This window comes from Paenibacillus sp. BAC0078, assembly GCF_054483875.1.
The window spans coordinates 379,386-404,073 of sequence record NZ_JBTLRW010000003.1 but is presented as its reverse complement, the minus strand read 5'-3'; the positions used below and the strand labels follow the sequence as shown (position 1 = coordinate 404,073).

Annotated in this window: 15 protein-coding genes; 12 read left to right on the top strand and 3 right to left on the bottom strand. The window is 51.5% G+C overall.

Features of this window, described 5'->3' with window-relative positions; all coding sequences use genetic code 11:
• Positions 1-87: 87 nt before the first annotated feature.
• From ACX1DY_RS08630 to ACX1DY_RS08605, 6 genes are all read left to right on the top strand, one after another.
• Positions 88-1,434, top strand: a complete 1,347-nt coding sequence (locus ACX1DY_RS08630; protein ID WP_458963770.1) for an ABC transporter substrate-binding protein — start codon at positions 88-90, stop codon at positions 1,432-1,434.
• Positions 1,435-1,643: 209 nt separating this feature from the next.
• Positions 1,644-6,773, top strand: coding sequence for an S-layer homology domain-containing protein (locus ACX1DY_RS08625; RefSeq protein WP_458963769.1), 5,130 nt, complete (start codon positions 1,644-1,646; stop codon positions 6,771-6,773).
• Positions 6,774-6,810: 37 nt separating this feature from the next.
• Positions 6,811-8,868 (top strand): glycosyl hydrolase 115 family protein, encoded by a 2,058-nt coding sequence (locus ACX1DY_RS08620; protein WP_458963768.1) that lies wholly within the window; start codon positions 6,811-6,813, stop codon positions 8,866-8,868.
• A 202-nt stretch (positions 8,869-9,070) separates the two neighbouring features.
• Positions 9,071-9,607, top strand: a complete 537-nt coding sequence (locus ACX1DY_RS08615; protein ID WP_458963767.1) for an RNA polymerase sigma factor — start codon at positions 9,071-9,073, stop codon at positions 9,605-9,607.
• Complete coding sequence (locus ACX1DY_RS08610) at positions 9,604-10,752, top strand: hypothetical protein (protein WP_458963766.1); 1,149 nt, start codon at positions 9,604-9,606, stop codon at positions 10,750-10,752. The genes ACX1DY_RS08615 and ACX1DY_RS08610 overlap by 4 nt, the downstream gene beginning before the upstream one ends.
• Before the next feature lie 160 nt (positions 10,753-10,912).
• Positions 10,913-11,938, top strand: a complete 1,026-nt coding sequence (locus ACX1DY_RS08605) for a LacI family DNA-binding transcriptional regulator (protein ID WP_458963926.1) — start codon at positions 10,913-10,915, stop codon at positions 11,936-11,938.
• 160 nt (positions 11,939-12,098) lie between these two features.
• Here the strand turns inward: ACX1DY_RS08605 and ACX1DY_RS08600 are convergent, their stop codons facing one another.
• Positions 12,099-13,052, bottom strand: a complete 954-nt coding sequence (locus ACX1DY_RS08600) for a sugar kinase (RefSeq protein ID WP_458963765.1) — start codon at positions 13,050-13,052, stop codon at positions 12,099-12,101.
• Between the two features lie 343 nt (positions 13,053-13,395).
• Between ACX1DY_RS08600 and ACX1DY_RS08595 the strand changes: the two genes are divergently transcribed.
• Entirely contained in the window at positions 13,396-14,037 is a 642-nt protein-coding gene (locus ACX1DY_RS08595) for a bifunctional 2-keto-4-hydroxyglutarate aldolase/2-keto-3-deoxy-6-phosphogluconate aldolase (RefSeq protein WP_458963764.1), read from the top strand.
• A gap of 82 nt (positions 14,038-14,119) precedes the next feature.
• Here ACX1DY_RS08595 and ACX1DY_RS08590 read toward each other — a convergent pair whose 3' ends face one another.
• Together ACX1DY_RS08590 and ACX1DY_RS08585 are read right to left on the bottom strand one after the other, a co-directional pair.
• Positions 14,120-15,736, bottom strand: a complete 1,617-nt coding sequence (locus ACX1DY_RS08590) for a type 2 periplasmic-binding domain-containing protein (protein WP_458963763.1) — start codon at positions 15,734-15,736, stop codon at positions 14,120-14,122.
• An 18-nt stretch (positions 15,737-15,754) separates the two neighbouring features.
• The gene (locus ACX1DY_RS08585) at positions 15,755-18,094 is read right to left on the bottom strand and encodes a helix-turn-helix domain-containing protein (protein ID WP_458963762.1); all 2,340 of its coding nucleotides are present in this window, start codon (positions 18,092-18,094) and stop codon (positions 15,755-15,757) included.
• A 207-nt stretch (positions 18,095-18,301) separates the two neighbouring features.
• Between ACX1DY_RS08585 and ACX1DY_RS08580 the strand changes: the two genes are divergently transcribed.
• The 5 genes from ACX1DY_RS08580 (at position 18,302) to holA (ending at position 24,606) form a co-directional block, all read left to right on the top strand.
• Positions 18,302-20,869 carry an S-layer homology domain-containing protein gene (locus ACX1DY_RS08580; RefSeq protein ID WP_458963761.1) on the top strand — a complete coding sequence of 856 codons (2,568 nt, stop codon included), beginning with the start codon at positions 18,302-18,304 and terminating at the stop codon, positions 20,867-20,869.
• A gap of 250 nt (positions 20,870-21,119) precedes the next feature.
• A complete protein-coding gene (locus ACX1DY_RS08575) occupies positions 21,120-21,350 on the top strand; it encodes a hypothetical protein (RefSeq protein ID WP_458963760.1) in 231 nt (76 codons plus the stop codon).
• Between the two features lie 215 nt (positions 21,351-21,565).
• Complete coding sequence (locus tag ACX1DY_RS08570) at positions 21,566-22,114, top strand: RNA polymerase sigma factor (protein ID WP_458963759.1); 549 nt, start codon at positions 21,566-21,568, stop codon at positions 22,112-22,114.
• The gene (locus ACX1DY_RS08565; RefSeq protein WP_458963758.1) at positions 22,111-23,343 is read left to right on the top strand and encodes an anti-sigma factor family protein; all 1,233 of its coding nucleotides are present in this window, start codon (positions 22,111-22,113) and stop codon (positions 23,341-23,343) included. The genes ACX1DY_RS08570 and ACX1DY_RS08565 overlap by 4 nt, the downstream gene beginning before the upstream one ends.
• Before the next feature lie 243 nt (positions 23,344-23,586).
• Complete coding sequence (holA, locus tag ACX1DY_RS08560; protein ID WP_458963757.1) at positions 23,587-24,606, top strand: DNA polymerase III subunit delta; 1,020 nt, start codon at positions 23,587-23,589, stop codon at positions 24,604-24,606.
• The last annotated feature ends 82 nt before the right edge of the window (positions 24,607-24,688 follow it).

The window sequence follows — 24,688 nt, the reverse complement described above, 5'->3', positions numbered from 1 at the left end:
GTTCATTACTCTTCTATACGCTGAATAAGCCGGGTGTTACTATCGAGCTATAAATGTCGGCTGAGCTGACAGAAGGGGGAAGTTACAATGCACAAAATGGCAAAGAAAAGTTTTCTTGCAATCGCTTTAATGATGATGGTTGCGACGTCTGCCGCTTGCGGAAATAACAACAATAACGGCGCGTCATCGAACAATACGGAGGGCGGCAATACCGCCGCCACGACTGCTCCGGCGGCATCGGCCGGAGATTCCGGCGATAAGGTGACGCTCACAGTAGCATGGTGGGGTTCCCAGGCCAGACATGACGCTACTTTGAAAGCGCTTGACCAATATAAAGCGCTGAATCCCAATGTTACGTTCCAGACGCAGTTTTCAGGCTGGGACGGCTATTTTGACAAGTTGGCTGTACAATACTCGGCGAAAAGTGCTCCGGATATCATCCAGATGGATGCGGCTTACCTGAATGACTATGCTGGCAGAGGCCTGCTGGCTGATCTGAAGGATGTCAACGTGGACAATATTGAGGCAGCTACAGTGGACGGCGGGAAAGTAAACGGCACCCAATTTGCCATGCCGCTGGGCGTTGCTGCACTTGGGATGGTGTATGACAAGACTGTCGTTGAGAAGCTGGGTCTGGAAGCGCCGGAATTTGGCTGGACCTGGGATGATTGTTACGCCTTCGGCGAAGCGGCCAAAGCGAAGCTTGGCGAGGATAAATATGTGTTCGCCGATCAAAGTGCCGATCTGGTTGACTATACCGCCTATCAATACAGCATGGGTAAAGGATATATTTTTGACAAGGACGGCAACCTTAGCATCGACAAGGATACATGGATCGGCTTCATGACCAAGATGGACGAGCTGCGCAAGAAAGGGATTTTGACACCGGCTGATATTACTACTACGGATAAAGAGCTTGATCCACAGCTGGACAGCGTCATTAACGGCAATGCTGTAATGCGCCATCTGTTCTCCAACCAAGTCGGCTCAATTGAAGCCCTGAAGCCTGATGCTTTCGGATATGCCTCCATGCCGAAGGGTACAGAAGCAGGCGGCTGGCTGAAACCGGGGATGTTCTGGAGTGTGAACGCCCAGTCGGCTCATCAGGCAGAAGCGATTAAATTCGTTGATTGGTTCGTGAATAATGAAGAGGCGGGTAAAACACTGGGTCTGACACGCGGCACACCGGTCAACTCGAAAGTGGTGGAAGCCCTCACACCTACCTTCAGCGCTGCTGATAAAACCTCATTGGATTTCCTGAATCAGGTAACACCGGATGCACAACAGTTTATTAATGACCCTCAAGGCTGGGGAAATTTCAAAAATGATTATAAAACGGTCGTAGAAAAGCTGCAGTTTGGGCAATCCACGCCGGAAGAGGCTTACGCCGAGCTCATGAAGACTGCGGAACAATACGCAGCGGAAGCTAAATAGAACGTCTTTGGGACCGGCCGGCGAAAGCGGTCGGTTCTTTTTAAAATAAAAGGCGGATAATTGGCCCGCAAAGCAGGTATTTTGTTCTAAAGTGAAAGATTCCTATTCTTTTCTCTCTCATGGAGGGGCGGCAGTATCCTTTATAATTGGCACAGTATTCATGATAACGCTTTCCTGGAGGAAGCAAAGAATAGAGGAGGTTAGGCATTATGAAGGCAAGAAGGCTTGGCAAAGGGAAAACATGGCTGTCCGTGCTGATGATCGCGGTAATGCTGTTCGGAATGTATCCGGGTGCGGATCAAACAGAAGCTAGTCCGGCTTCAGGTACCGCCTATTACATCGACAGTATAACCGGGAGTGACAGCAATACGGGAATAGTCGAGAGCAGCCCCTGGAAAACGCTCAACAAAGTAAATGGCACGGTCTTTCAGCCGGGCGACCGGATTCTGCTGAAATCAGGCGGGGTCTGGATAAACCAGACTCTTGCTCCGCAAGGCTCCGGTACAGCGGGAAGTCCGATTATTATCGACCGTTACGGCAGCGGAGATAAGCCAAAGATTAAGACGGGCGGGCAATATAACGATGCGGTCACCCTGAGCAATCAGCAGTACTGGGAGATCCGCAATCTGGATGTTTCCAATACGGCTCCGGTAACGGGCACCTTCGCAGAATCGCTCGGTGATTTCCGCGGAATTCATGTGACGGGTGCAGATGCTGGAACCCTGGAGTATTTCCGTATTAGCGGCGTAGACGTACATGATGTCTCCGGGGAAATTGCCTGGATCAGCGGAACTGTACCGGCTACACCGGAGCCGGGAATACGCTTCAAGACCGGCTGGGACGGCTCCAAGAAGACCGGGGGTATTGTATTTGATACCACGGTGGCCGATCCGCAGAACCCGCAGCGGGCAACCGTTTTTAACGACGTCATTATTGAAAATTCTACGGTCAAGAATACCTCATTCGGCGGAATTATATTTAAGCAGTATGCGGGTGACAACACCAGCGGTGCCGGAATTGTCAGCACCGGCTGGGGCACACGCGACAGCGAGACCGACACTAAATTTACTCCGCATACGAACATCATCATCCGGGGTAACTATATTACGCAGAAGGCTACGGATTTTGGCTGCAACGCGATGTACTTGACCGGTGTAAGAGGAGCGCTGGTTGAACACAACGTCGTTGAAGGCGCGGGCACCTCGGGGATTGAAACCTATTATGCCGATGATGTGGTCATCCAGTATAACGAGGTATTTGATACCTCGAAAAAAGCGGGCGGAGCCGATTCCAACGGCATCGACCCCGATAAGGGAACTACCAAAATTCTGATTCAGTACAATTATGTGCATGACAATGGGGACGGCATTCTAATCTGCCAATTCGTCTTCGGCAATACAGTGATCCGTTACAATGTGCTCGAGAGCAACACACGTTACCCTGTGTATTTGCATTCGGACAGGAACGCGGTTGCTGAGGTGTACAACAATACCATTTATAATGACGCCAGCGGATATATGATTTATGGTTACGGATCTTCGCTGAACGGCACCTACAATATCCGCAATAATATTCTGTATACAACACGGGCGGTTCAGGAATTAACGGTGAGCCCAACCATTACGTATGACAACAACAGCTACTATGCATCGAGCGGCACACTTACTGCCCCGGCAGGCGACACCCACGCACTGACCGGCAACCCGCAGCTGATGAACCCCGGGACAGGAATTTCCGGCTCTGAAGTAAGTGGACCTTCGCTGGACAGTCTGAGCGGTTATCAATTAAAGCCTGAGTCGATGCTTGTTAACCGGGGACTCAACCTTCTGCAACCTGCATCCGAAGCGGTAAAAGATTTCGCCGGACAGCCCCTCTATAACGGCAACGCCGATCTGGGAGCGTTCGAGTATTATGATGCTTCTCAGGCCACTGCAACATTGGCAGGCCGCGTAACGAACAGCGCAGGAAACGGCATGAGCGGCGTAACGGTAAGCGATTCTTCCGGCAGCGCCCTGCAAGCTGTTACAGACAGCTCTGGCTATTATGCAATACCCGGCGCAGCTGTAGGCAGTGCAATCAATCTGAAGGCGGTGAAGAACGGCTACTCTGAAAGTGAAACCGGTGTCTTCACAGTTGCGGCAGGCAACGTCATTACCCGCGATTTCCAGCTTGTTTCCAATGCGGCAACCGGTTCGGTGACTGGAAAAGTGCTGGACGGTGAATTGGCCGCGGCAGCAGGGGTCACTGTAACGCTGAGTATGGAGGGAAACGCAAGCCAGACGGCTGTGAGTGATCTTAACGGAAGCTACAGCTTCCCTGCTGTCGAACTGGGGGAGAATTATACCTTAACCGCAGTCAAGGAAGGTTATAGAGCGGCGCTGGTATCTGGAATTAAGGTGGAACCGGCGCTTGCTACTTCCGTGCCTGATCTTTATGTAGTCAGCAAACAATCCACCTTGCTTACTGCCTCCGATTACAATGAGCTGGCAACGGGAGCACAGCCCTCCGCGCCTTGGACGGTAACGGCGAACGGAGGAAGCGTTGGCGCTGCCGAGGTGCCGAGCACTGCCGACAAAAGCATTAAGCTCACCCGCAGCAGCAACAGCGGCAACACTTCAATGTCGCAGACCTTTGCTGCCGGAACACTGAAAGGCGTAGTCACCCTGTCAGCCGATGTTATGAAGCTGGACAATGCAGGTGCCACGAATTGGATCAGCTTGCCTTATGTCTACAGCAGCGCAGGAACGGCAAGTGTGAACGTTGGAGTAGCTCTGGCTTTTTCCAAAGGGCAGATCGTTGCTTACAAAGGGGGAACCTCCACAAATCTAATGCCTTACGAGGCCGGAAAATGGTACAATCTGCGGCTCGTGATGAATACCGGCTCCGGTAAATATGACCTCTATATCAATGATGTTATGGTCCTGAATCAAGCAGCTTTTCGCAATAAAATTGCCGACATCGGCCGTATTGACTATTATGCCAACAGCACCAACTATGGCACGGCTTACATCGACAATGTGCGGTTCTATCAAGGCATTCCTTATGAGCGCAATGATGCTGGACTAGCAGATTTGACGGCTGATGTTGGTCCGCTCGTCAAGCAGGGCGAAGGCTACAGTCTGGAGGTTCCTTACTTTGTGGACTCCCTGCGGCTGACAGCGACGGCAAGCAGTCCGAATGTATCTTCTCTGACGGTGAACGGAAAACCGGCCGTAAGCGGACAGCCTGGGGAAGAGATTATGCTGGCTGAAGGAGCCAATACGATTCCCGTAGTGGTTACTGCTGAGGATGGCAGTACAACCAATACGGTAAATGTAACGATTAACCGTACGCCTGCTGCACTCGATTCTACCCTGCAAAACCTGCAGGTTACGGGCAGTGGCGGTGAGGAGCTGCTGCTGTCACCGGCATTTTCTTATGATAGAGATAGTTATACGGTGACTGTGCAGGACAACGTCTACGGATTGAAGGTGACGCCGGTTGCCGGAGCACCGGGCACTGAGATTCGCGTGAACGGCACTGTTCTGGACAACGCCGAAACCTCTGTGGAGATACCCCTCAGAGAAAGCATTAGTGAAATCACTGTGGCAACGGCCTCGGCGGACGGGACAGATTACAGGACTTATTCAATTACAGTCTATTGGGAAGGAACCTATGATCCCGGGGACCCCGAAATTACCGATTCCTCGGTAAGTCCGTTAAGCGCTGTTTTTGATAAAAATCCGGCGAACAGCCAGGCTGTTGCGCTTGAAGTGCAATGGAACGGCAACAGCCTTACAGCTATTCGGAACGGTGAAGCGCAGCTTAGTGAAGCGGACTACACCGTAACAGGTAATGTGTACAGCATCGGTGTTTCTTATCTGCTTCAGCAGCCGCTGGGCGTATCCTCCCTGGTCTTTGATTTCAATCAGGGAAAGGACGCCACTGTGGACATCCAGATTAAAGATACCACGGGTGAGAGTGGTGGCACTGATCCGGGAACTGGAACTGACCCGGGAACTGGCACTGATCCTGGAACCGGCACTGATCCTGGAACTGGTACTGATCCTGGAACTGGCACTGATCCTGGAACTGGCACTGATCCTGGAACTGGTAGTTCTGGAAGCAGCGCTGTGACTGATGTGCCGTCTGTGACTGTCAGCAGCGGCAAGCTGACAGCGAACCCGCAGTCCGCTGCCGGATCGGCAGCGGTGCAGGTTGTTGTTACACAGGAAGCGCTGAATCAGGCGCTTGCTTTGGCGGCGGCACAAGGCGATGACAGCAAACGGGTAATCATTGCGGTGAATCAGGTTGCAGGTGCTGCTGCTTATGAAGTATCGCTTCCCGCAGCAGCCTTAAATGCCGCGGCAAAAGGGAAAACCCTGGAGATCCAAACGCCGGGCGGGGCGGTTGTGCTTCCCGGCGGCATGCTGACCGAAGGTCAGGCGGTTCAAGGGGGAACTGCGGTGCTGAGGATTTCTGCAGGGGATGTCACTGCCCGATCTTCGGAGATCACTTCGGCAAGCGGGGGAAGACCGGCGGTTGACCTTGGTCTTAGCATTGATGGAAAAGTTATTCATTGGCAGAATAGCTCCGTGCCGGTTCAGGTCAGCATTCCTTATACGCTCACTGCGGCTGAACTTCTCAATTCCGAGTATCTGACGGTATGGTATATTGATGAAAACGGCTTGAGTTATCCGGTAACAAGCGCTAAATATAGTAAACATACCTCGGGATCGGGGGCGGTTACCTTTACCGCGCAGCATTTCAGCACCTATGCTGTCGTGATGAACCGCAAATCGTTCACGGATGTAGGGGCTGCACACTGGGCGAGCAAGCCAGTGACGGTACTTGCTGCAAAAGGGATTTTAAATGGCGTCTCTGCAGCGTCTTTTGCTCCTACTGCGCAAATCAGCAGAGCCGATTATACCCTCATGCTGGTCCGTGCCCTTGGATTGGCCGGCCAGGCGGCGGCTTCCACATTTACAGATGTGCTGCCAGGTAGCTATTACTATGATTCTGTAAATACAGCCAAGGCACTGGGGATTACGAATGGCAACCCAGACGGAAGCTTTGACCCTAATGCATCCATTACCCGGCAGGAGATGATTGTTATGACCGAGAGGGCCATTACTCTCTCAGGTGCTTCCCTCCCTGCCGCCAGCAGCAATTTATCTGCGGGAGCAGCCGGAGCAGAGATTCGTGACCTTGCGTCTGTGGCAGATTACGCGGTGGAAGCAGTGAACCGGATGCTGCAGAGCGGATGGCTGCAGGGCTACAATGGGATGATTCACCCCGGAGGTACAGCCAGCCGCGCAGAAGCGGCGGTTCTGCTGTACAATATTTACAATGAGATGTAAAAAAATATTATAGGAGTAATAGGGAGATGGAGAGACGATGAATATAGCCAGAGAACTGACAATCTCAGCCTCAAGCCTATACGATATTCAGACTGCCTGGACACGGCCGCTCGAACATGCCTGGAGCATGATTGCAAGAGACCATGAAGCGGTGTTCGGCCAGGCACCGGTGCAAGGAACGGCAGCCTCCATCGTGGTGCGTTACGCACAGCAGGAAGATGACTGCCCGGAGTGGCCGGAGGGCTTCAGCTTTCGCTTTTCCGTCAGTGAGGCTGCTCCGGTATTGAATATTGTCGGCCGCGATGAACTTGGGGTGATCTACGGATTGCTTCATTACAGCCGATATGTACTCGGCGTAGACCCCTTCTGGTTCTGGTCGGAGCTTCTCCCAGCCAAGCAGGAATTCATCGTTTTGCCTGCTGAGAATTATGACAGTATCCAGCCGAAGGTTCGCTACCGGGGCTGGTTCGTCAATGACGAGGTTTGCCTGATCGGCTGGAAGGAGCAGTATCCTCCAGGTGAGGAGGTGTGGCAGCCGGTTTTTGAAGCGCTGCTGCGCTGCGGTGGCAATATGGTCATTCCAGGTACGGATCTGCCGCGGACCGGCATCCATCACCGGCTTGCCGTGGACATGGGGTTATGGATAACCCACCATCATGCCGAACCGCTTGGTGCGGAGATGTTCCTCCGGGCTTTTCCGGGCAAGCAAGCCAGCTACAAGGAATATCCCGAGCTGTTCGAGCAGCTCTGGCGGGAAGCCATCCAGCGCCAGAAGGACGAGAAGGTGTTGTGGGTGCTCTCCTTCCGGGGCCAGGGCGACAAGCCATTTTGGGAGAATGATCCGGGATTTGATACTCCGGCGAAGCGCGGGCGCTTGATCTCAAGTGTCGTCCGCAAGCAGTATGACATGATAAGCGAAGCTGTTAAGCAGCCGGTCTGCTGCATGGCGATGTATGGTGAGATTGCCGAGCTGTACAAGCAGGGGCACATCGAGGTTCCCCCGGGTGTAATCAAGATTTGGGCCGACAACGGTTATGGCAAAATGGTCTCGCGGCGCCACGGCAATCTGAATCTGCGTGTGCCTGCGCTGCCCGCTGCGGGCGATGAAGGGAAGAACGGAGTCTATTATCACGTAACCTTCCATGATTTGCAGGCATCGAACCATTTGACGTTGTTCCCCGCTCCAGCGGGACTGATTGTAGATGAGCTGGAGGATGCTTTTACTGCCGGGGCGGACGAATATTTGCTGGTCAACTCCGGCAACATTTTGCCGCATCTGTATACTTTGGATCTTGCGGCACAACTGTGGACACAGGGAACCGCCGACTCTGAAGGGCAGCTTCAATCCTTCGTAGAGCGGTTGTATACCACCAATCGGCAAGAGATTGCGGGCCTATACACAAGTTATGCTGAGTGTACAATCGCCTATGGACCACACGCGGATGACCGCGCCGGGGATGAATTCTATCATCATCCCGCCCGGCAGATCATGGGCCATTGGCTGAAGGGACTCGAAGCCGCAGATGAGCGGCTGAAGTGGGCCGCAGGCAGCGGAACCTTCCTGGAGCAGGTCCACTGGTTCAGAGAGAAAGCGGAAGCGGCCGCTCCCGGCTGGGAGCAGATGAGACGGCAGTGCCTGCTGCTTATGGAACGGATGCTGGAAGCTGAACGCAGCAGGCTGCACCATCAGCTGCTAGTGCAAATCGAGCTGCACTGGAGCGGCTGCCGGGGCCTGGCGGCAATCTGCAGAGCCTACGAGTGCTATCGTGAAGAGCAATATCCACAGGCCTTCATTCACGCTTCGCATGCAGTCTGGAATTACAGTGAAGGCAAACAGGCGCTTCTTAACGCAGAGAGCGGACGCTGGGAGCATTTTTACCATGCCGATTGGCTGACCAACCTGGATAATACCATTGATCACGCTAATACAGTCCGCAAATTCCTGCGGATTCAGGGAGACAGTCCCGACATGTTCCTTTGGTACAAAGAGTATTTAATGCCCGAAACCGAAAAGCATATCTATCTGGAGAATACGCATCGCAATCCGCTGCCCGATGATGAATTGGCCCGGCGCTTAGAAGCGAAACTGGGATAGCACGCATTGGATTCAAGTTTCAAGATCCCCCAAGCAGAAAGCGCTGCTTGGAGGATTTTTTGTTTGAATTAAGCAACTAACATGCGTCACGCTATGCCGTACATAATTTTTTCACTTTATTTACGTTCTAAATTGTTTATTTCTGGATTCCAAGGGAACCATTTGCGTTCTGAAGAGTCTTATTGGGCGAGAGGTGAGAGAGATGCAGAGTGAAGAATTACCCTATGCTGTGGCGTATGTTCCGGCCATGACATTGCGGGAAATGATGGAGACGTATGGCTCTGATGTGTGGAATTATGCTTTTTTTCTGACGCGCAGCCGAGAGCAGGCGGACGACATCAGCCAAGAGGTATTCCTGAAGGCTTATAAGAACATCGGCAAATACCGCGGCCACTCCACTCTGAAGACCTGGCTGCTGACGATTACACGCAATACGGCCTTCAGCTTCAGACGGAACAGCTTCTGGCGCAGATTCACTCCACTTGGAGACCGGCAAGGACCCGGACAGGCACCTTCTGCGGAAAAAGAAGCGATTGGCAACCAATATGCTAACCGGATCTGGGAGATCATCATGGCGTTGCCGGATAAGCACCGGGAGGTGCTGGTGCTTGATATCCAGCAGAGCTTGTCGATTGCGGAGATGTCCGCTCTGCTTGGCGTGGCTCAGGGGACGGTCAAGTCCCGGCTGGCCCGGGCCAGAGAGAAGGTAAGAACGGCGATGAAGGAGGAGGACTTATGACAACTGGACATGAAAGCGAAGAGAACAGTGTAATGGCTGGTGAAAAGGAATGGTATGCCAAAGCAGGCCGCAGTCCTTTTGTGGAGGATGGTTTTACTCCGGAGCTGATGGCCCGGATCGAAGCGGCCGCCGATAGTCACCGGACGGCAAAGCGCCGATTCCGTTCCGGCAAAAGCTTGGGGTTCACGTGTCTGGCTGCACTCCTGCTGTTCGGCGTTCTGGTATGGCCGCTGGACGAGTGGGGCAAAGGGGATTTCACCGGGAAGCTCTCTTCGCTGTGGCACACAAGCACTGGCGCAGCGGTTCAACCTTCAGCTTCTCCACAGACGTATAATCCGCCAATCGGGTCAGCAGAATTTGAGATCGGCGGTATGAAGTACTACATGCCTTTGCCGCTGGATCGAAATAAGGGAATGGCTAAAGCTGTTGAAACATCGGCAGGCGTCGTATGGTCACCTCCGCCGCCAATGGTTGATTACATGAAGCCGGATTATACGCACAATACAGAACCCTACACACTTTATTTGACCCCTAAAGGGCATTCGGAGTTATCGGCCGCTTCAGCCAAAAGAATATATACATTCCCGCTGTATGCAGGAGGGGCGCAGACTTATTTTTACCTAGGGGACATCTATGGTGCAGGAGATTATCTTCTCTTTATCCACAGCGCTTATACGTTGGGACCGACGAAGAAGCCTAACACAGGCAAGATTTCCGTTATAGACATCAGAAAGGCTGAGGAGGGGGAATTGATTGTTCCCAGAGAGCTCCCGGCGGTTGATTCATCTTATGGTTTGTACAAATCCTTCATGGCTATTGATCAGGACAGGGAAGAAGTGTTGTACGTTTATTACACGCAGGATGGAAAAGGTGGTTATGTGCAGCATAACAAGCTATATGACATAGCTACCGGGAAAATACAAGTGCTGAGAGGGAGCATCACTACAGAGAAAAAAGATAAGCCAGCGTTGCATTCTGGAGAAACCTTTGAAGACATCCAAATAGGTTCTGTTACAGCAATCTACGAAGTCAAAGGGGAGAAGCGCAAGGTTGATCTTACTTTTCTTCTTGGACAGCAGTGGTTCTACGATTGGTGGTATGAAGAATACGGCGAAAAGTTCGACCCGTCTACAATGAACAAATAATGGTGTCAACATAAACCTTGATTTTGATTACTAGATAATTTACTAAAAAAAAGCTATACTTTTTGATATTATCAGAAAGTATGGCTTTTCTGCGTTGACCTGTTCTTGCTGAACGTGCCGTGGAAGCCGGTGTTTTTCTGTACAGAGTGGAGCGGAAATGATGAAGAAGCTGACGATTGAAGATGTCGCCCAAAAGGCGGGAGTGTCCAAAAGCACGGTCTCGCAATTTTTGAATAAACGGTTCAAGTATATGAGCGAAGCGACTAAAAACCGCATTGCCGAGGTCATTGAGGAGCTGAATTACCAGCCGAACGGCCTGGCCCGCAGTCTGAAGCAGAACCGGACGCACATGGTTGGCATTATTGTGGCTAACATTGATTATTCACTGTCTATCCAATGCGTCAGGGCGATTGAAAATGAGCTGCAGCGGCATGGCATACAGGTGATTATCTGCAACAGCGATGAGAATGCGGACAAAGAAAACACCCACGTGGAGGCGCTTGTGGCCCGCCAGGTGGATGGACTGATCATTTTTCCGACAGGGGATCATCCGTCTCCCTACACCCGGCTGATTGAAGCAGAATATCCGCTTGTATTCATGGACCGGCTGGTAGAAGGCATTACCACTCAGAGTCTGCTGCTCGACAACGAAATGGCAGTCAAGACAGCGATTAAAGAGCTGACAGGGCAGGGGCATGAGGCGATTGCCATCCTGTCGCTGCCGCTTGGCGAGCATGCGATTACTCCCCGCAAGGAACGGATGAGCGGCTACAGAAAAGCAATGGAGGAGGCGGGGCTGGCTCTGAACGACCAGTATGTGCGCAGTGTGCCAAGAGAGGCGATTGCCTCGGCGCTTGATGTGCTGCTAAGTCTGCCGCAGCCGCCGACGGCGCTGCTCGCAGCGAACGATCTTGTGCTGGGGGAAATTCTTAAGTATGCGAACCGCCACTCCATTACCATTCCCGGCCAACTGTCTGTAATCGGGATTGACGATGCCGAATTTGCCCGGATCTATAATCCGGCTATTACGACGATCCGCCAGCCCGCCTACGAGATGGGGATGCAGGCAGCCAAAATCATGCTCTCTTTGATCGAGGATCAGGGAGCGTCCATGCCGATTACGTACCGCTTTCCGCCTTCGCTGCAGCAGGGACAATCCGTACAGGCGCCAGCTCCCAAGAAATAAAACGGTTTGGCAGATAGCCAGCTGAACAACAATGCCCTTGCGGGAAGAAAGCAAACTGCCCGCAGCAAAAAGCCCTTCACAGCCTAGTTGAGACTGTGAAGGGCTTTTTACGTGAATGCCGCTAGCTTGACGGCAGAGCGCTCTGCTATAGTTCCGCCGCCTAAACGCCCGCCTTCATGAAGGCTTCCAATCCGTCGCGGACCGGAAGTCCATCCATGTCGCCAGGCGACATGACGGCGAGTGCGCCGATGGCGTTGCCGCGCTTAACGGCTTCGGCTACAGTCAGCTTTTCCAGCAAGGCGCTGATCACGCCGACTGCAAAGCCGTCACCTGCGCCGACGGTATCGACTACCGTCTCTACTTTGAAGCCAGCGACGTACCCTTCTTCACCAGCCGCTGTTTTGTAATAAGCGCCTTCAGGTCCGAGCTTGATCACGACAAGAGAGACCCCGCGGTCCAGGTAAAAGCCGGCAATTTCCTCCGGTGTATCAAGACCGGTAAGGGTTCTGCCTTCGCTGAGTCCAGGGAGGAACCAGTCGCAGCGGGTAGCAAGATCGTTGATCGTGTTCACCATAGTCTCCTTATCCGGCCATAGCGTAGGACGCAGATTCGGGTCGAGGGAGACGGTTTTGCCGCGCTGCTTCATAAATTCCATCGCATGTACAGAAAATTCGTGACAGGTTTTCGATAATGCCGAAGAGATGCTTGTCACATGCAGATGCCCGGCGGAAGCAAAATAAGCTTCGTCGAAATCCGCCAGGCTCAGCTTGGAGGCCGCGGAATTTTTACGGAAATATTCAACCTTGGGGTCGCCGGTCAGCACCTTGGATTTGATCAGCATCCCGGTTGGGAACTCTTTAGTAAACGAAATGCTGCCGGTATCAATCTGCTCTTTGGTCAGCGCACCGACTATGAACTGGCCAAAGTTGTCTTCGCCAAGCTTCGTTACGTAGCCGGTCTTGTGTCCAAGACGCGATAACCCGGTCGCCACATTGCTCTCCGCACCGGCCAGCGCTTTGGAAAAGGAAGTAACCTCGTGCAGCGGGCCTACCTCATTGGCATAAAACATTGCCATCGGCTCCCCGAATGTAACTGCTTCCAGTTGTTTATTCATGAATAGATCCTCCTCAGGGTAATTCTATAAACCCCTGTATAAATGATTTGTAATTTGAAATTATCACATAAAACGGTTTTGTACAATAATGCATCACTCATCTGCCGAAAATAAATTTCTGCATTAATCTGGGGATCATTATATAAATCCTTTTCTAACAAGGAGTTTTTGGAGTGCTGATGAAGTTTGTTGATCTGTTCACACAAATATATATTGACTGCAAGCAACATTATTATTACTATTTTCTTATAGGTTTTCAGTATGAGGTTAGTAAATTAGATAAAATTATTTATCTAAATAAATATTCTTATTCCAAGGATTGAACCAAGAAAGGGAGTTTACGATGAAGAAGATAAAAGTATTGCAGAATATCTCTTCCGTTGGCGTAGTAGCAGTAATTCGTGCCGACAATGCCGACGATGCATTCAAAATGTCCGTTGCCTGCATTGAAGGCGGACTTAACAACATTGAGGTCACCTTTACAACTCCGGATGCGGATGTGGCGATCAAGCGGCTGGTTGCAGAATACGGAAGCCGTGCGGTTATCGGAGCCGGTACAGTACTTGACCCCCTTACTGCAAGAATCGCCATTCTGGCGGGATCGGAATTTGTAGTTAGTCCTTCTTTTGAAGAAGAAACCGCCAAAATGTGCAATCTCTACGGAATTCCGTATATGCCGGGCTGCATGACGCTGAACGAGATGAAGGAAGCGCTGAAGCTGGGCGTGGACGTGCTTAAGCTGTTCCCGGGCAGCGCCTTCGGACCGGATTATGTCAAAGCCGTCAAAGGACCTATGCCACATGTCAACATCATGCCTACCGGCGGTGTGGATTTGAACAACATGGAGAAATGGATTGCGAACGGCTGTATCGCCGTAGGCATCGGGGGCAACCTGACCGCACCGGCCAAGGAAGGCCGCTACGACCAGATCACCGAGCTGGCCGCCAAGTATGTGGCGAAATTTAAGGAAATTAAGGGCGCTTAACTAACAGCATTCCTTAGGTAACATCAAAAAGCCGCAGGACGATGAAAATCAGTCCTGCGGCTTTTTTTGTTGATGATCCATATCACTCATTCGCTTCCTTCAGCACTTCCGCACCGCCTGAGTCCATAAATTCCCGTACGAAATTATCAAATTCACTTAGGGGCTTCTCTCCGGTAATAAAGGAGATGTAGGCTTTGTTCTTCAGCTTGATCAGCTCTGGACCGTACTTGGCAAGAGAGGGGGTTGCTACCTCCAGCGCGTTGTAGATGCCGTCCTGTTCCAATCCAAGAGTGGATGCCCATTGCTCCCTTCTGCCGCTCTGCTTCAGCGGCACAGTCATGCCGATATTCGCGCCAATCTCATTTTGATAACCGAACATAGTATCATATGGCGGTAGAATGACAATGTCCCGCGGTTGGGTCTCAGTCCAGTTCCAATGCTTGCCCTTCACGCCAAAAGCCAGGGTAGCTGCTTCGTTCGGATCAGGGTTTGCGCTAACGTAATCCAAAATGCGGAGGATGGTCGCAAGCTTGCCGGGCTCCTTGACGGCATCTGCGCCGATGGCTGTGAAGCTCATTAACATATCATAGGCCTTGGAGCCGCGTTGCCCATAGGGTCCGGTAAAAGGTCTGCCAAACACCACCCGGGCGTCCGGATTCTTGGCGTTAAGTTCTTTTATGTTAAAGGTGGATTGGACCGGAGTTTCTGCGGCGTGACCGTTCTGACCGGACCTCCAGTCCAGGTAATCGCCATCCTGAATCCAGTGATAGTAATTGCCCATGGAAGTCATACCGATCCTCCCGTTAATAAAAGCATGTGACAGGTGCTTATAGCCGCCCTTATTTTCCCCGGTAATGAATTCGGGATCAATGATGCCGTCCTTGTACCATTTACGCAAATACTTCAGCGCTTCTCTCATTTCGGGTTGCAGTGCACTGATGACCTTCTTCCCATTCTTCGTGCTGAAATAGAGCTGATCAGCAAAGATGATCTGTCCGAAGGCGCCGAATACCACGTTCATCCCTTCGCTGGACAGCCCGTAGGTATCCTTGATGCCGTTGCCGTCAGGATCATCGTTGGTGAAGGCATAGATCACCTTTTCGAAATCAGCCAGCGTTTGAGGGATAGGCAAGCCCAACTTGTCCAGCCAATCCTGTCGGTAAACAACGGGAGTGCGATAAATGTTGGTCGGATTAATGACAGGGATGCCATAATACTTACCGCCGATCATCCCGGAATGCTCATAAGCGGGTGCATTCTCCCGAATTGCCCGCATCAGGTTTGGGGCATACGTGTTAAGCGTATCAACAGGAATTTCGGCCAGCACGCCTTGCTGCTGGTATTTCAGCAGGTCCTGCGGCTGACGGATGCGAAACAAATCGGGAATGGCTCCCTGAGCCAGTTTCATATCGAGGAGCGCTTCGTATTTATTATTTTCAAGATTCCATACATCCAGATCAACATCGAATTTATCTTCCACGTACTTGAGCATTTCCGCATCTTCCGGTACCGGAAGATTTTGATGCATCGTCCATGATATGTGGTAGAGCGGAGTGGCGGAAGCCGGAGTCGCCCGTTGTTTTTCCGTTGCAGCCTGCTGCCTGAGGGGCAGACTGCACCCGCTGAGGAAGCTGGTCATAACTGTTGAAATCAGCACAGCGAGAAGCACAGTAACGCGCAGCCAGCCCTTCTTTTTCATCCTGTAACCTTCCTCACTTTAAGATCCGGCTTCCGGCAGGCCCGCCGAAGCGGTATTGCGCAAATAATGCCCCGGCGTACAGCCGTACATTTCCTTGAACCGCTTAATGAAATAGGCTGTTGTTCCATAGCCCACCGAACTCGCGATCCGTTCGATGGTCATGTTGTTGTTCTCAATCAGTTCCTTGGCCCGCTCCATCCGCCGGGAGGTGACATATTCGGTGTAGGTGACACTGAGCTCCTCCTTAAAAAGCTTGCTCATATATTTGGGACTGATGAACACTTTTGCCGCTACCGCTTCCAGCGACAGATCTTCGGCCAGATTCTCCTCAATATACTGCTTTGCCAGTTCAATCGTGGTCACGGCGCGGTCACTGTTGCGTTTCTCTGTCTGTTCGATGAATGCTGTAACCGATTCCACAAGCCAGTCGCGGTAAGTCAGGATATTGTGAAGATTAATGTATTCATGGTACAGATCAGGATGTCCGAACTGAAGGGGATGCTTGTAACGGACGTTTTTCACGACATCTGAGTAAATGAATACCATATTCGCCAGCATAAAATGGCAATAATCGGCGGGGTACAGTCCTTCGCGCATCTTGTCAATAAGCTGTTCGATAGTTGCAACCGCCTCTTCGGCCTGCTTGGCATGGAGCTTGTCCCTGAATTTAGCAAGCATGGCCTGCGGAATTTCATCCAGGTTGTGCTCACGCTGGAGGATGGTTCGGTCCTTCAGTATGTCAAGCTCAGGCAGGAAATAAGCGTATTTCATTAATGCCTGCGCCTCATTGAAGCTTCTGTGCATATCGGCGAGATTCTGGACCCAGCAGCCTGACGATAAGCGGATATCCGGCTGTAATTGCTCCCGTGCCTCAGACAATAGAAGCTGGGCGAGCTTGTCCAGCAGCGGTTCAGATGCCATGTTGGTGCATAGTATGACCGCCAGCTTCTTGTCAGGCAGCTCTTCGGCAATGAGGCGGCTGTCCTGCAGGGACAGAGCTTCCAGCCCGTGAATCAGCCGGGAGATTACGGCTGGCTGGTTCTCCGAGCTAAGTCCTGTGTGGGCTGCCCCGGTATTCAGGAGCAAGCAGCAGTAGTCGTTATATTGCTGTCCAATGCCCAGAGCAGGTAGTTCCTCTGCCCACTGCCCCCGGTTATTGCCGCCTTGCAGCAGCTTGAGCACAGCTTTATGCTTGATTGCCGGGCTGCTCGCCAGCAGTGTCTCTTCAAGGTCGCTAACCTTATTGCTTAATTGGATGAAGGCACGGTCAATCAGCCGATATTCATTCGTGATATGGTTTGGTACAGGGCCGGACGTGTCCCTGATCTTGTCAACAAGGCGCTTGATCGGGCTGTAGTTGGCCCTGACCAGCACCGCAGATAGTGCAAGCCCGATGACGATGGCACTGAGGCAGATGCCGAGAATCAGCTTTTGGATCATGATGGATTGCTCATAATAAAAGCTGGCTGGCATCGCGCTGTAGATGGTCCAGCCTGTGGATGGCAGAGTTTGATAGGACACAACAAAGGACGTATCACCAATCTTATCGTCGAAGCTGCCCTTTGCACCCCCGGAATCCAGTGCCTTCGTGATACTGGCATCGTATCCGTCCTTTTGACCCAGAAGGCTTTTATTGGCATTGCTAATAGTACTGCCCGAAGGGTTAACAATAAACGTACTTGTATACTGCGAAGGCATCATATTTTCTATAATGCTACTGATTGCACTTTCCTTCACATCAATCGCAATGATCACATCCCCGGTCTTGCCACTGGACTGGATAGGATAGCTGTGGGCATATGTAAACAGGGCATTGACGTTGCTTTCTGCCAGGCTGGAGAAAATGTCCACTGGAACTTTGCGTGTAGATGTCCACAGGCTATTCTGCTTGCTGGTCAGCATGCTGTCGAGCCAGTCGGTATAATAAGCCGCACCTTCCCCTTGATCGGCGTTATACCGCAGGCCGTAAAGTGAAGATAACATCACATTCTGCTTGGGATAATACAGATGAATCGACTGGATCATGTCTGCATTGCCAGCCACCTTGGACTTGAGCAGCTCCTGGAGATCAATGACGCTGTCAAGACTACTTTGGGCAGACGGCTTAGTGAACAGACGAATATCGGCAGATTTGTCGAGCGACAGGTCCAGATAGATCTGCTGCACTCTTTGCAGCACGGTTCCTTCAATAGTTCGGACTGTATTTTCAAGAATCAGCTGATTCTTGTTCTGCAATTCTTCATTGTAACTGCGTGAGAAATAGATATAGAAAAAAGAGCACACGAGCAGCACAATGACGATTACGATGGAACCGTAGGAAAGGGCCAGACGAGCCCATGCGGAGCTCCATTTTTTCATGAGACATTCCTCCCGGGAGGATTATACACTAAATAACTTCACAAAAGTTCATGATTTATATTAAACGGATGTTAAATGTTATGAAAAGGCGATATTGCTCCAAAATTTATACAATGGGGAAATTGTTTTATTGCCGGTTAGACGAGCCGGGTGCTACATTGAGAGCGATTTATGCCAACTAAAAAACGATGGGAGAGTTGACACGATTTGAAAACGAAAGCTGCATCAAACAAGAAGAAGTTGTTCACTACTGCTCTGGGCCTGATAGTCGTATCGAGTTCCTTTACATCAGGTGCTGCGCTTGCAGCGCCAAGTGATCCTTCAATCGCACTGCCGAAGGAGCCGGCTTGGGGATATTTTGTAGATCAATATAAAAAGAATATCCCTGCTAACATGACCGTTGATACGAATCCGGCAATTGGAACCATGTCTAAGTATCTGGATCTTTGGACACCGGGCGACTCCTGGGACAACGGTACGAAGGTTAACAGCGAGGTGCTGGACTACAACATTGATTATGTAGCCAATATCGCAAAAACCCGTACCAAAGCCGAAGAGGATGCCGCATACTATACGGATCGTACCAACCAGACTTACGGGGCTGTTGACGGGTTGGGTTCACTTGCTGATGTATACCGTGAAAAATCGGGTACCTTCACTACTATTAAAAGCATCCCGGAAGACGCCACGAAAACCAAATACTCAGATGGAAATGACTCTAACAAAGCTGGAGATTCCAATTCTGAGCTGGGCAAAATGGTTGACCTGATCGGAAAAATTCGCGGTGATTATGCCTCAACATCACAAGCGAAAAACTTCTACCAATATAAGCGTCCTTTCCGCTGGAAGGATACATCTATAATCGTTCCTACCTTGGTTCCGGTCATCAGCACCAAACCGTCTTCAGACGGCGGTTTTCCAAGCGGGCATACCAATGCTTCTTATCTTGCTGCACTTGCCTTGGCGTATGCCGTGCCTGAACGATTCCAGGAGCTGGTGAGCCGTGCTTCGGAAATGGGCAACAACCGAATCATAGCCGGAATGCACTCTCCGCTTGATGTTATGGGAGGCCGTGTACTCGCAACGGCTCTGGCTGCGTCTGCCCTGGCAGACCCGGACAATCAGACCTTGAAGCAGGAGGCTTATAATCAGGCACATAGCATTCTGCTGAAGCAGACCGGCACGGCGGAAGACCGCTTCACGGACTACGAGAAGAACAAGGCAGAGTATACTCAGCGCCTGACTTACGGCTTCAAGCAGATCGGCTCCACAACAGTACCAGTATCAGTACCAAAAGGAGCAGAAGTGCTGCTCGAAACAAGACAGCCCTATCTGAGTGCAGACCAGCGCCGCGCTGTGCTGGCTACAACGGGCATAGCATCCGGTTATCCGCTGCTTGATGATCCGGAAGGCTGGGGGCGTATCAATCTGTTTGCTGCGGCAGACGGTTACGGTGCATTCAACAGTGATGTCACTGTAGTTATGGATGCCGGCAAGGGAGGCTTCAACGCGCTGGACACCTGGCGCAACAACATCTCCGGTACGGGCAAGCTGACGAAGGAAGGCAGCGGTACTCTGAAGCTGCAAGGGATCAATTCGTACTCCGGCGGTACTGAGGTTAATGCAGGCACACTGGAAAGTGACACAGCTTCCGCCTTCGGCAGCGGCAATGTAGTTAACAGTGGCGGCACAGTAACGGAGAGTGTATACGGGAAATGGAACGTTGGAGGTAAGTTCACGCAAGCTGCAGGCGGCACGCTGGAGCTTAATGTGGCTACTGCCAATGACGTGCTTGACGTTAAAGGCGTTGTGAGCACAGCGGGAACACTACGTGTGAATTTCACCAATGGTTATGTGCCTGCTCCGGGTGCAACTACGCTTGTAAGCTTTGGCGCTAATCAGCAAACCGGGACCTTTGCAACCGTTCAGGTAAATGGCCTGCCAAGCAAATATAACGCTCAGGTTGTATATGAGAGCAACCGGATTGCCCTTGTTGTAACGGATACAACCATTCAGGGACCTTCGACTGGACCAGTTGTCGCCCCTGTCGCTACACCAGCGCCTTCCGCGACAGCGAGTGCTGCTCCTAGTCCCGGCACTGTAGCCACACCTACACCTGCTGCTACACAGACTACTCCATTCAAATCAGGTGTTGTTAGTCAGGAAGCGGTTCTCAAGACAGTTAAGGAAGCCATTGCTGCAACGAAAAATGAGCAAAAGACGCTCAGCGATATCTCGGGTCATTGGGCTAACAGAAACGTTGGAGCTGCTGTGAAGCTACGCATAATTGACGGTTATGAGAACGGTTCGTTCCGGCCTAACGCTTCCGTTACCCGGGCAGAATTTACCGCAATGATTGCACGTGCGTTCGGTCTCGGCGAAAGCTCCGCATCGTCCAGCTTCAAGGATGCGCGCTCAAGCTGGGCTGCCGGTTATATCAGTACGCTGGCTGATAAGGGCATCATTAGCGGTTACGCAGACGGCAGCTTCAAGCCAAATGCGCCGATCTCCCGCGCCGAGATGGTGACAATCCTTGCACGTGTGCTTGATCTGAAGGTGCTGGCCACCGGCACACCAGCGGGCTTCAGTGATGTGAGCAGCGGCAACTGGGCTGCGGAGGCGATTGCTCAAGCTTCGTCTGCCAATCTGGTGCAGGGTCTGTCCGCCTCAGTGTTCTCGCCAAACGGCAAAGCCACTCGTGCTGAAGCTGTGACGATCATCATCCGCGCACTGGAGAGCGACAGCTCGATCAAGGCGCTTATTGAAGGGTTGTAAAAGCAAGTATACAAAATCGTACTCATAATGAATTCAAAAGGGCGAGATGGTTCGTGTAACGCGAACCCTCTCGCCCTTTTGATTGTGGACGCGATTACAGAGCTTGCGGAGGAATAAGCAGCTCCGGTGTCAGAGAATCAGTGTCTCATAGCAGCGGACATTCAGCGTTCAGTATAGAATAAAGTTAAATATAATATACTATACTATATAATAGTAGAAGCCTTTTATTATCCTGTCAGGAGTGATTGGAATGTCTGCTCATGATCATCATCTTAGCCCGGCTTCTGAATGGGATGCGCAATATGTGGAAATTGCCAGCAGGCATCATGGCTGCAAGGTGACGGAGGGCCGGATTTACAGGCTGGAGCGCAACTTTAACAACCCGCATATTTTTGATAACGGTGAAGCTTATATTGTGGATGATGAAACCAAAGACAACTACTCCATCTTTATGCTCTGTAAAACTATACTGTATAAATGATGTATTTATAGGTATTAAGGCTGCAGCCCCACGTCGTGGGGCTTTATTTATTTCATTTTTGTAATAATTTTCTGTGAAAGAGTATTTGAATGATTCGAGCTTCCCTTGTATGCTTAGTAAGGATTATGGAGTGCGTTCCAAAATATTGATTACAGGCTTGCAACAAATTCGCAGTCTTGCGCGTCAGTAAGATTGCATAGAGAGGGGGAACCTTCGTGGTGGAGCAGGGACTCATCAGAGCCGCTCAAGCGGGCGATCGCGACGCTCTAATCACCCTATTGCGAGAAATTGAAGGACAGGTGTATAAGACGGCCTTCTACATTTTGCATAATGAACAGGACGCTTTGGATGCTTCACAGGAGGCGCTTATCCGGGTGTATACCAAAATCGGTTCCTATGAGGAGAAAGCTCAGTTCAAAACATGGGTACAACGGATCGTGACCAACATTTGCATTGACAAGTTCAGAAAAACGAAACCAACAGTTTCCATGGATGAGCATGAGATGGTATTTCCGGATAAGCAGGATGTGGAGCGGGAAGTGATGTCGGGGTATATGGCGGAGGATATACGGGAGGCGATAGATCAGCTCCCGGAGCATCACCGGACGGTGATCGTGCTGCGGTATTTGCAGGATTTTTCTTACAACGAGATTGCAGACTCACTGAATCTTCCTTTGAATACGGTGAAATCCTACCTGTTCCGGGCAAGACAGCAACTGCAGAATAGACTTCAGGAGTATCAGAAAGGTGGTGTATCGGGATGAAATGCGCGGAGGTGATGGAATGGATGCACCGCTATTTGGATCATGACTTGAGCCAGGACGAGATTATAGAAATGTTCCGTCATATCGACGATTGTCCATCGTGCGCAGATGTCTTTGACCGGCTGACCTTGCTCTCCCAGCAACTGGAGCAGCTGCCGGATGTAAAGCCCCCTTTCAGTTTGGTTGATTCGATCCTGCCGCAGCTTGACAAGCTGGACCAAGGTGTTCAGGAGCAGGGTGTGACAAGTGTTGAAGATTCGAAGGTCGTTCCTTTCACACGCAAGAGTACCCATGGCAAAAAATTCAAGGGGAATTCCATAGCAGCAAGGACAGGCATAGGTGCTGTAGCGGCTGCGGTTATACTGCTTATAGCTATCTTCAATATGCCGGACAGCATGCCGGCGGCGGATGTCGATCAGGCACTGAATCAGGCGGCAGATGTAAGTTCAAGCAACCGGTCTATGGAGAAATCCGCAGCATCAGCAGGGGGCGCAATGGATACCGGCCAAGTCAGCAGCGCAGACAAAGCCAACGCGGACAGCACTGCGGCAAGTCTCCCGGAGCAGAGCAGCGCTCCAACAGACGGCAACAATAATACTTCACTTGTTGCGCCTACGAATGCTCCAACCCAGGGTTCTTCGGATACTGCACCCGCCAATAGCAAGGAACCGGTAAAGGGGAAAGGGAGATCCATTGCCAAACCTGAAAGTGCGGCTACTCCTCCGGCAGCTCAGTATAAGGGAGCTGTAGGCAGCCAGGCTCCAAGTGAAGATAACAGCTCACAGGATGCCGCGGCGAATATGCAAAACAATGCTGCTGCCGATAATTCAGACAGAGCTAAGGAGCGTGTTTCCAAAGACGAGGAAGCCGGTGCGATGGGCATTTTGCCTTCTCTGATGATGACACAATCGACATGGGCTTCACCGGACGGCCGTTTTGACGCCGAGCTTGCCGGTCAGCAGCTTGTGATCTACACCATTCAGGGGGGCGCTTCGAATAACGGACGGACGGCGCTGACCTCTCTTCCTTTGGAAGGCACATGGGTTTCCGGTTCATGGTCGGCTGACAGCCGGGAGTTCACTTATGTGACTGAGCAAGGAGAGGGTGAGGTTACGAAGGTATACACAGTTCCAGATTCAGCAGCCTCTGCGCAGCCTTCCGCTTCACCAGCGGCTTCGTCTACAGCAACACCGGCGGTTACTCCGGACGCGGCAACGTCCGCAAAATAATCGTGCGGTGGAACATTTTTAGCGGCAGTGGAATATGCTTATAGTAAGAGAACAGAATGTTTAGGATTTGCGAGAATCATCGGTATGACCGGCGGCTCGGGAAGTTTCTAGAGCTTTTCCTTCCGTCGTTTATATAGATGCGCCTCTGAAACGGAGCAACTTTGGCCATGGCTGCCGGAGTTGCTCTGTTTTTGTATGACTGATACAATGATCCAAGAATGACATGGAAAAGGAAGTGGCGGGATGGATGCTAAAACGGCGGCCAAGGACATCAGACAAGGAAAAGTTTCGCCATTCTATGTGCTGTACGGCAGCGAGAAGTTTCGGATGAATGAATTTGCAGCCTTGCTGGAGGATCAGTTGATTGCCAAAGAGGATCGTGATTTCGCGGTAATCCCTTTCGATCTCTCCGAGACGCCGGTGCAGGCGGTTGTGGAAGAAGCGGAGACTGTGCCGTTCATGGTGGAGCGGAAGCTGCTGCTGGTGCGTGACGCCTCCCTCTTCACTGCGGGAAAAGACAACGCCAAGCTTGAGCATCGCGTAGAGGTGTTAAGTGAATATATGCAGCACCCGGCCAGCTTCAGCGTGATCGTATTTCTGGTCAATAATGACAAGCTGGATGAGCGTAAAAAAATCGTCAAGACGGCAAAAGCGGCAGGAACCGTCCTGGCCTTTAACCCGCTGGGAGCGGAGGAGCTGCTGCGCTGGGTAGAAAAAGGGTTCCGTGACCGGGGCTGCGCGGCTGCTCCGGGAACGGCTGAGCTTCTTGTAACGAATGCCGGAACGGGGCTACAGGGCTTGTCGGCGGAAATGGACAAGCTGTGTCTCTTCGCCGGTAAAGGCGGTACCGTAGACGCTGCGGCTGTTGAGAGCCTGGTGCACCGGGGGACGGAGCAGAATGTGTTCACGCTGGTGGAGGACATTGCCAACCTGCGCCTCGACAAGGCGCTGAATACGCTGTATGAGCTGTTGAAGCAGCGTGAGGAGCCGATCAAGATTGCCGCGCTGATTGCCCGGCAGTTCCGGATTATTTTGCAGGTAAAGGATTTATCCGCGCAGAGCTACTCACAGGGACAGATTGCCTCGCAGCTTGGGCTTCATCCCTATGCCGTCAAGCTTGCGGGTGAGCAGGCCCACAAGTTCGAAGGCCAGCGGCTGAGACAAATTATGAGCTACCTGGCTGATCTGGACTACCAAATGAAAACAGGAGCCATCGACAAGGTGCTGGGGCTGGAGATGTTCATGCTGCGGCTGGGCGCTTGACCTAAGATTGGAAAAGCAAGAGCCTGCTTAACAGCGTCTAAACGCGCCGGGGCAGGCTATTGTATCTGGGCAATCTATATAA

Excerpts from the sequence above, each read along its gene's own strand:
- ACX1DY_RS08585 (WP_458963762.1), bottom strand. The coding sequence starts at position 18,094 with ATGAAAAAATGGAGCTCCGCATGGGCTCGTCTGGCCCTTTCCTACGGT.
- ACX1DY_RS08610 (WP_458963766.1), top strand. The coding sequence starts at position 9,604 with ATGACAACTGGACATGAAAGCGAAGAGAACAGTGTAATGGCTGGTGAA.
- ACX1DY_RS08600 (WP_458963765.1), bottom strand. The coding sequence starts at position 13,052 with ATGAATAAACAACTGGAAGCAGTTACATTCGGGGAGCCGATGGCAATG.
- ACX1DY_RS08590 (WP_458963763.1), bottom strand. The coding sequence starts at position 15,736 with ATGAAAAAGAAGGGCTGGCTGCGCGTTACTGTGCTTCTCGCTGTGCTG.
- ACX1DY_RS08630 (WP_458963770.1), top strand. The coding sequence starts at position 88 with ATGCACAAAATGGCAAAGAAAAGTTTTCTTGCAATCGCTTTAATGATG.
- ACX1DY_RS08615 (WP_458963767.1), top strand. The coding sequence starts at position 9,071 with ATGCAGAGTGAAGAATTACCCTATGCTGTGGCGTATGTTCCGGCCATG.
- ACX1DY_RS08605 (WP_458963926.1), top strand. The coding sequence starts at position 10,913 with ATGAAGAAGCTGACGATTGAAGATGTCGCCCAAAAGGCGGGAGTGTCC.
- ACX1DY_RS08565 (WP_458963758.1), top strand. The coding sequence starts at position 22,111 with ATGAAATGCGCGGAGGTGATGGAATGGATGCACCGCTATTTGGATCAT.
- ACX1DY_RS08625 (WP_458963769.1), top strand. The coding sequence starts at position 1,644 with ATGAAGGCAAGAAGGCTTGGCAAAGGGAAAACATGGCTGTCCGTGCTG.
- ACX1DY_RS08620 (WP_458963768.1), top strand. The coding sequence starts at position 6,811 with ATGAATATAGCCAGAGAACTGACAATCTCAGCCTCAAGCCTATACGAT.
- ACX1DY_RS08595 (WP_458963764.1), top strand. The coding sequence starts at position 13,396 with ATGAAGAAGATAAAAGTATTGCAGAATATCTCTTCCGTTGGCGTAGTA.
- ACX1DY_RS08575 (WP_458963760.1), top strand. The coding sequence starts at position 21,120 with ATGTCTGCTCATGATCATCATCTTAGCCCGGCTTCTGAATGGGATGCG.
- holA (WP_458963757.1), top strand. The coding sequence starts at position 23,587 with ATGGATGCTAAAACGGCGGCCAAGGACATCAGACAAGGAAAAGTTTCG.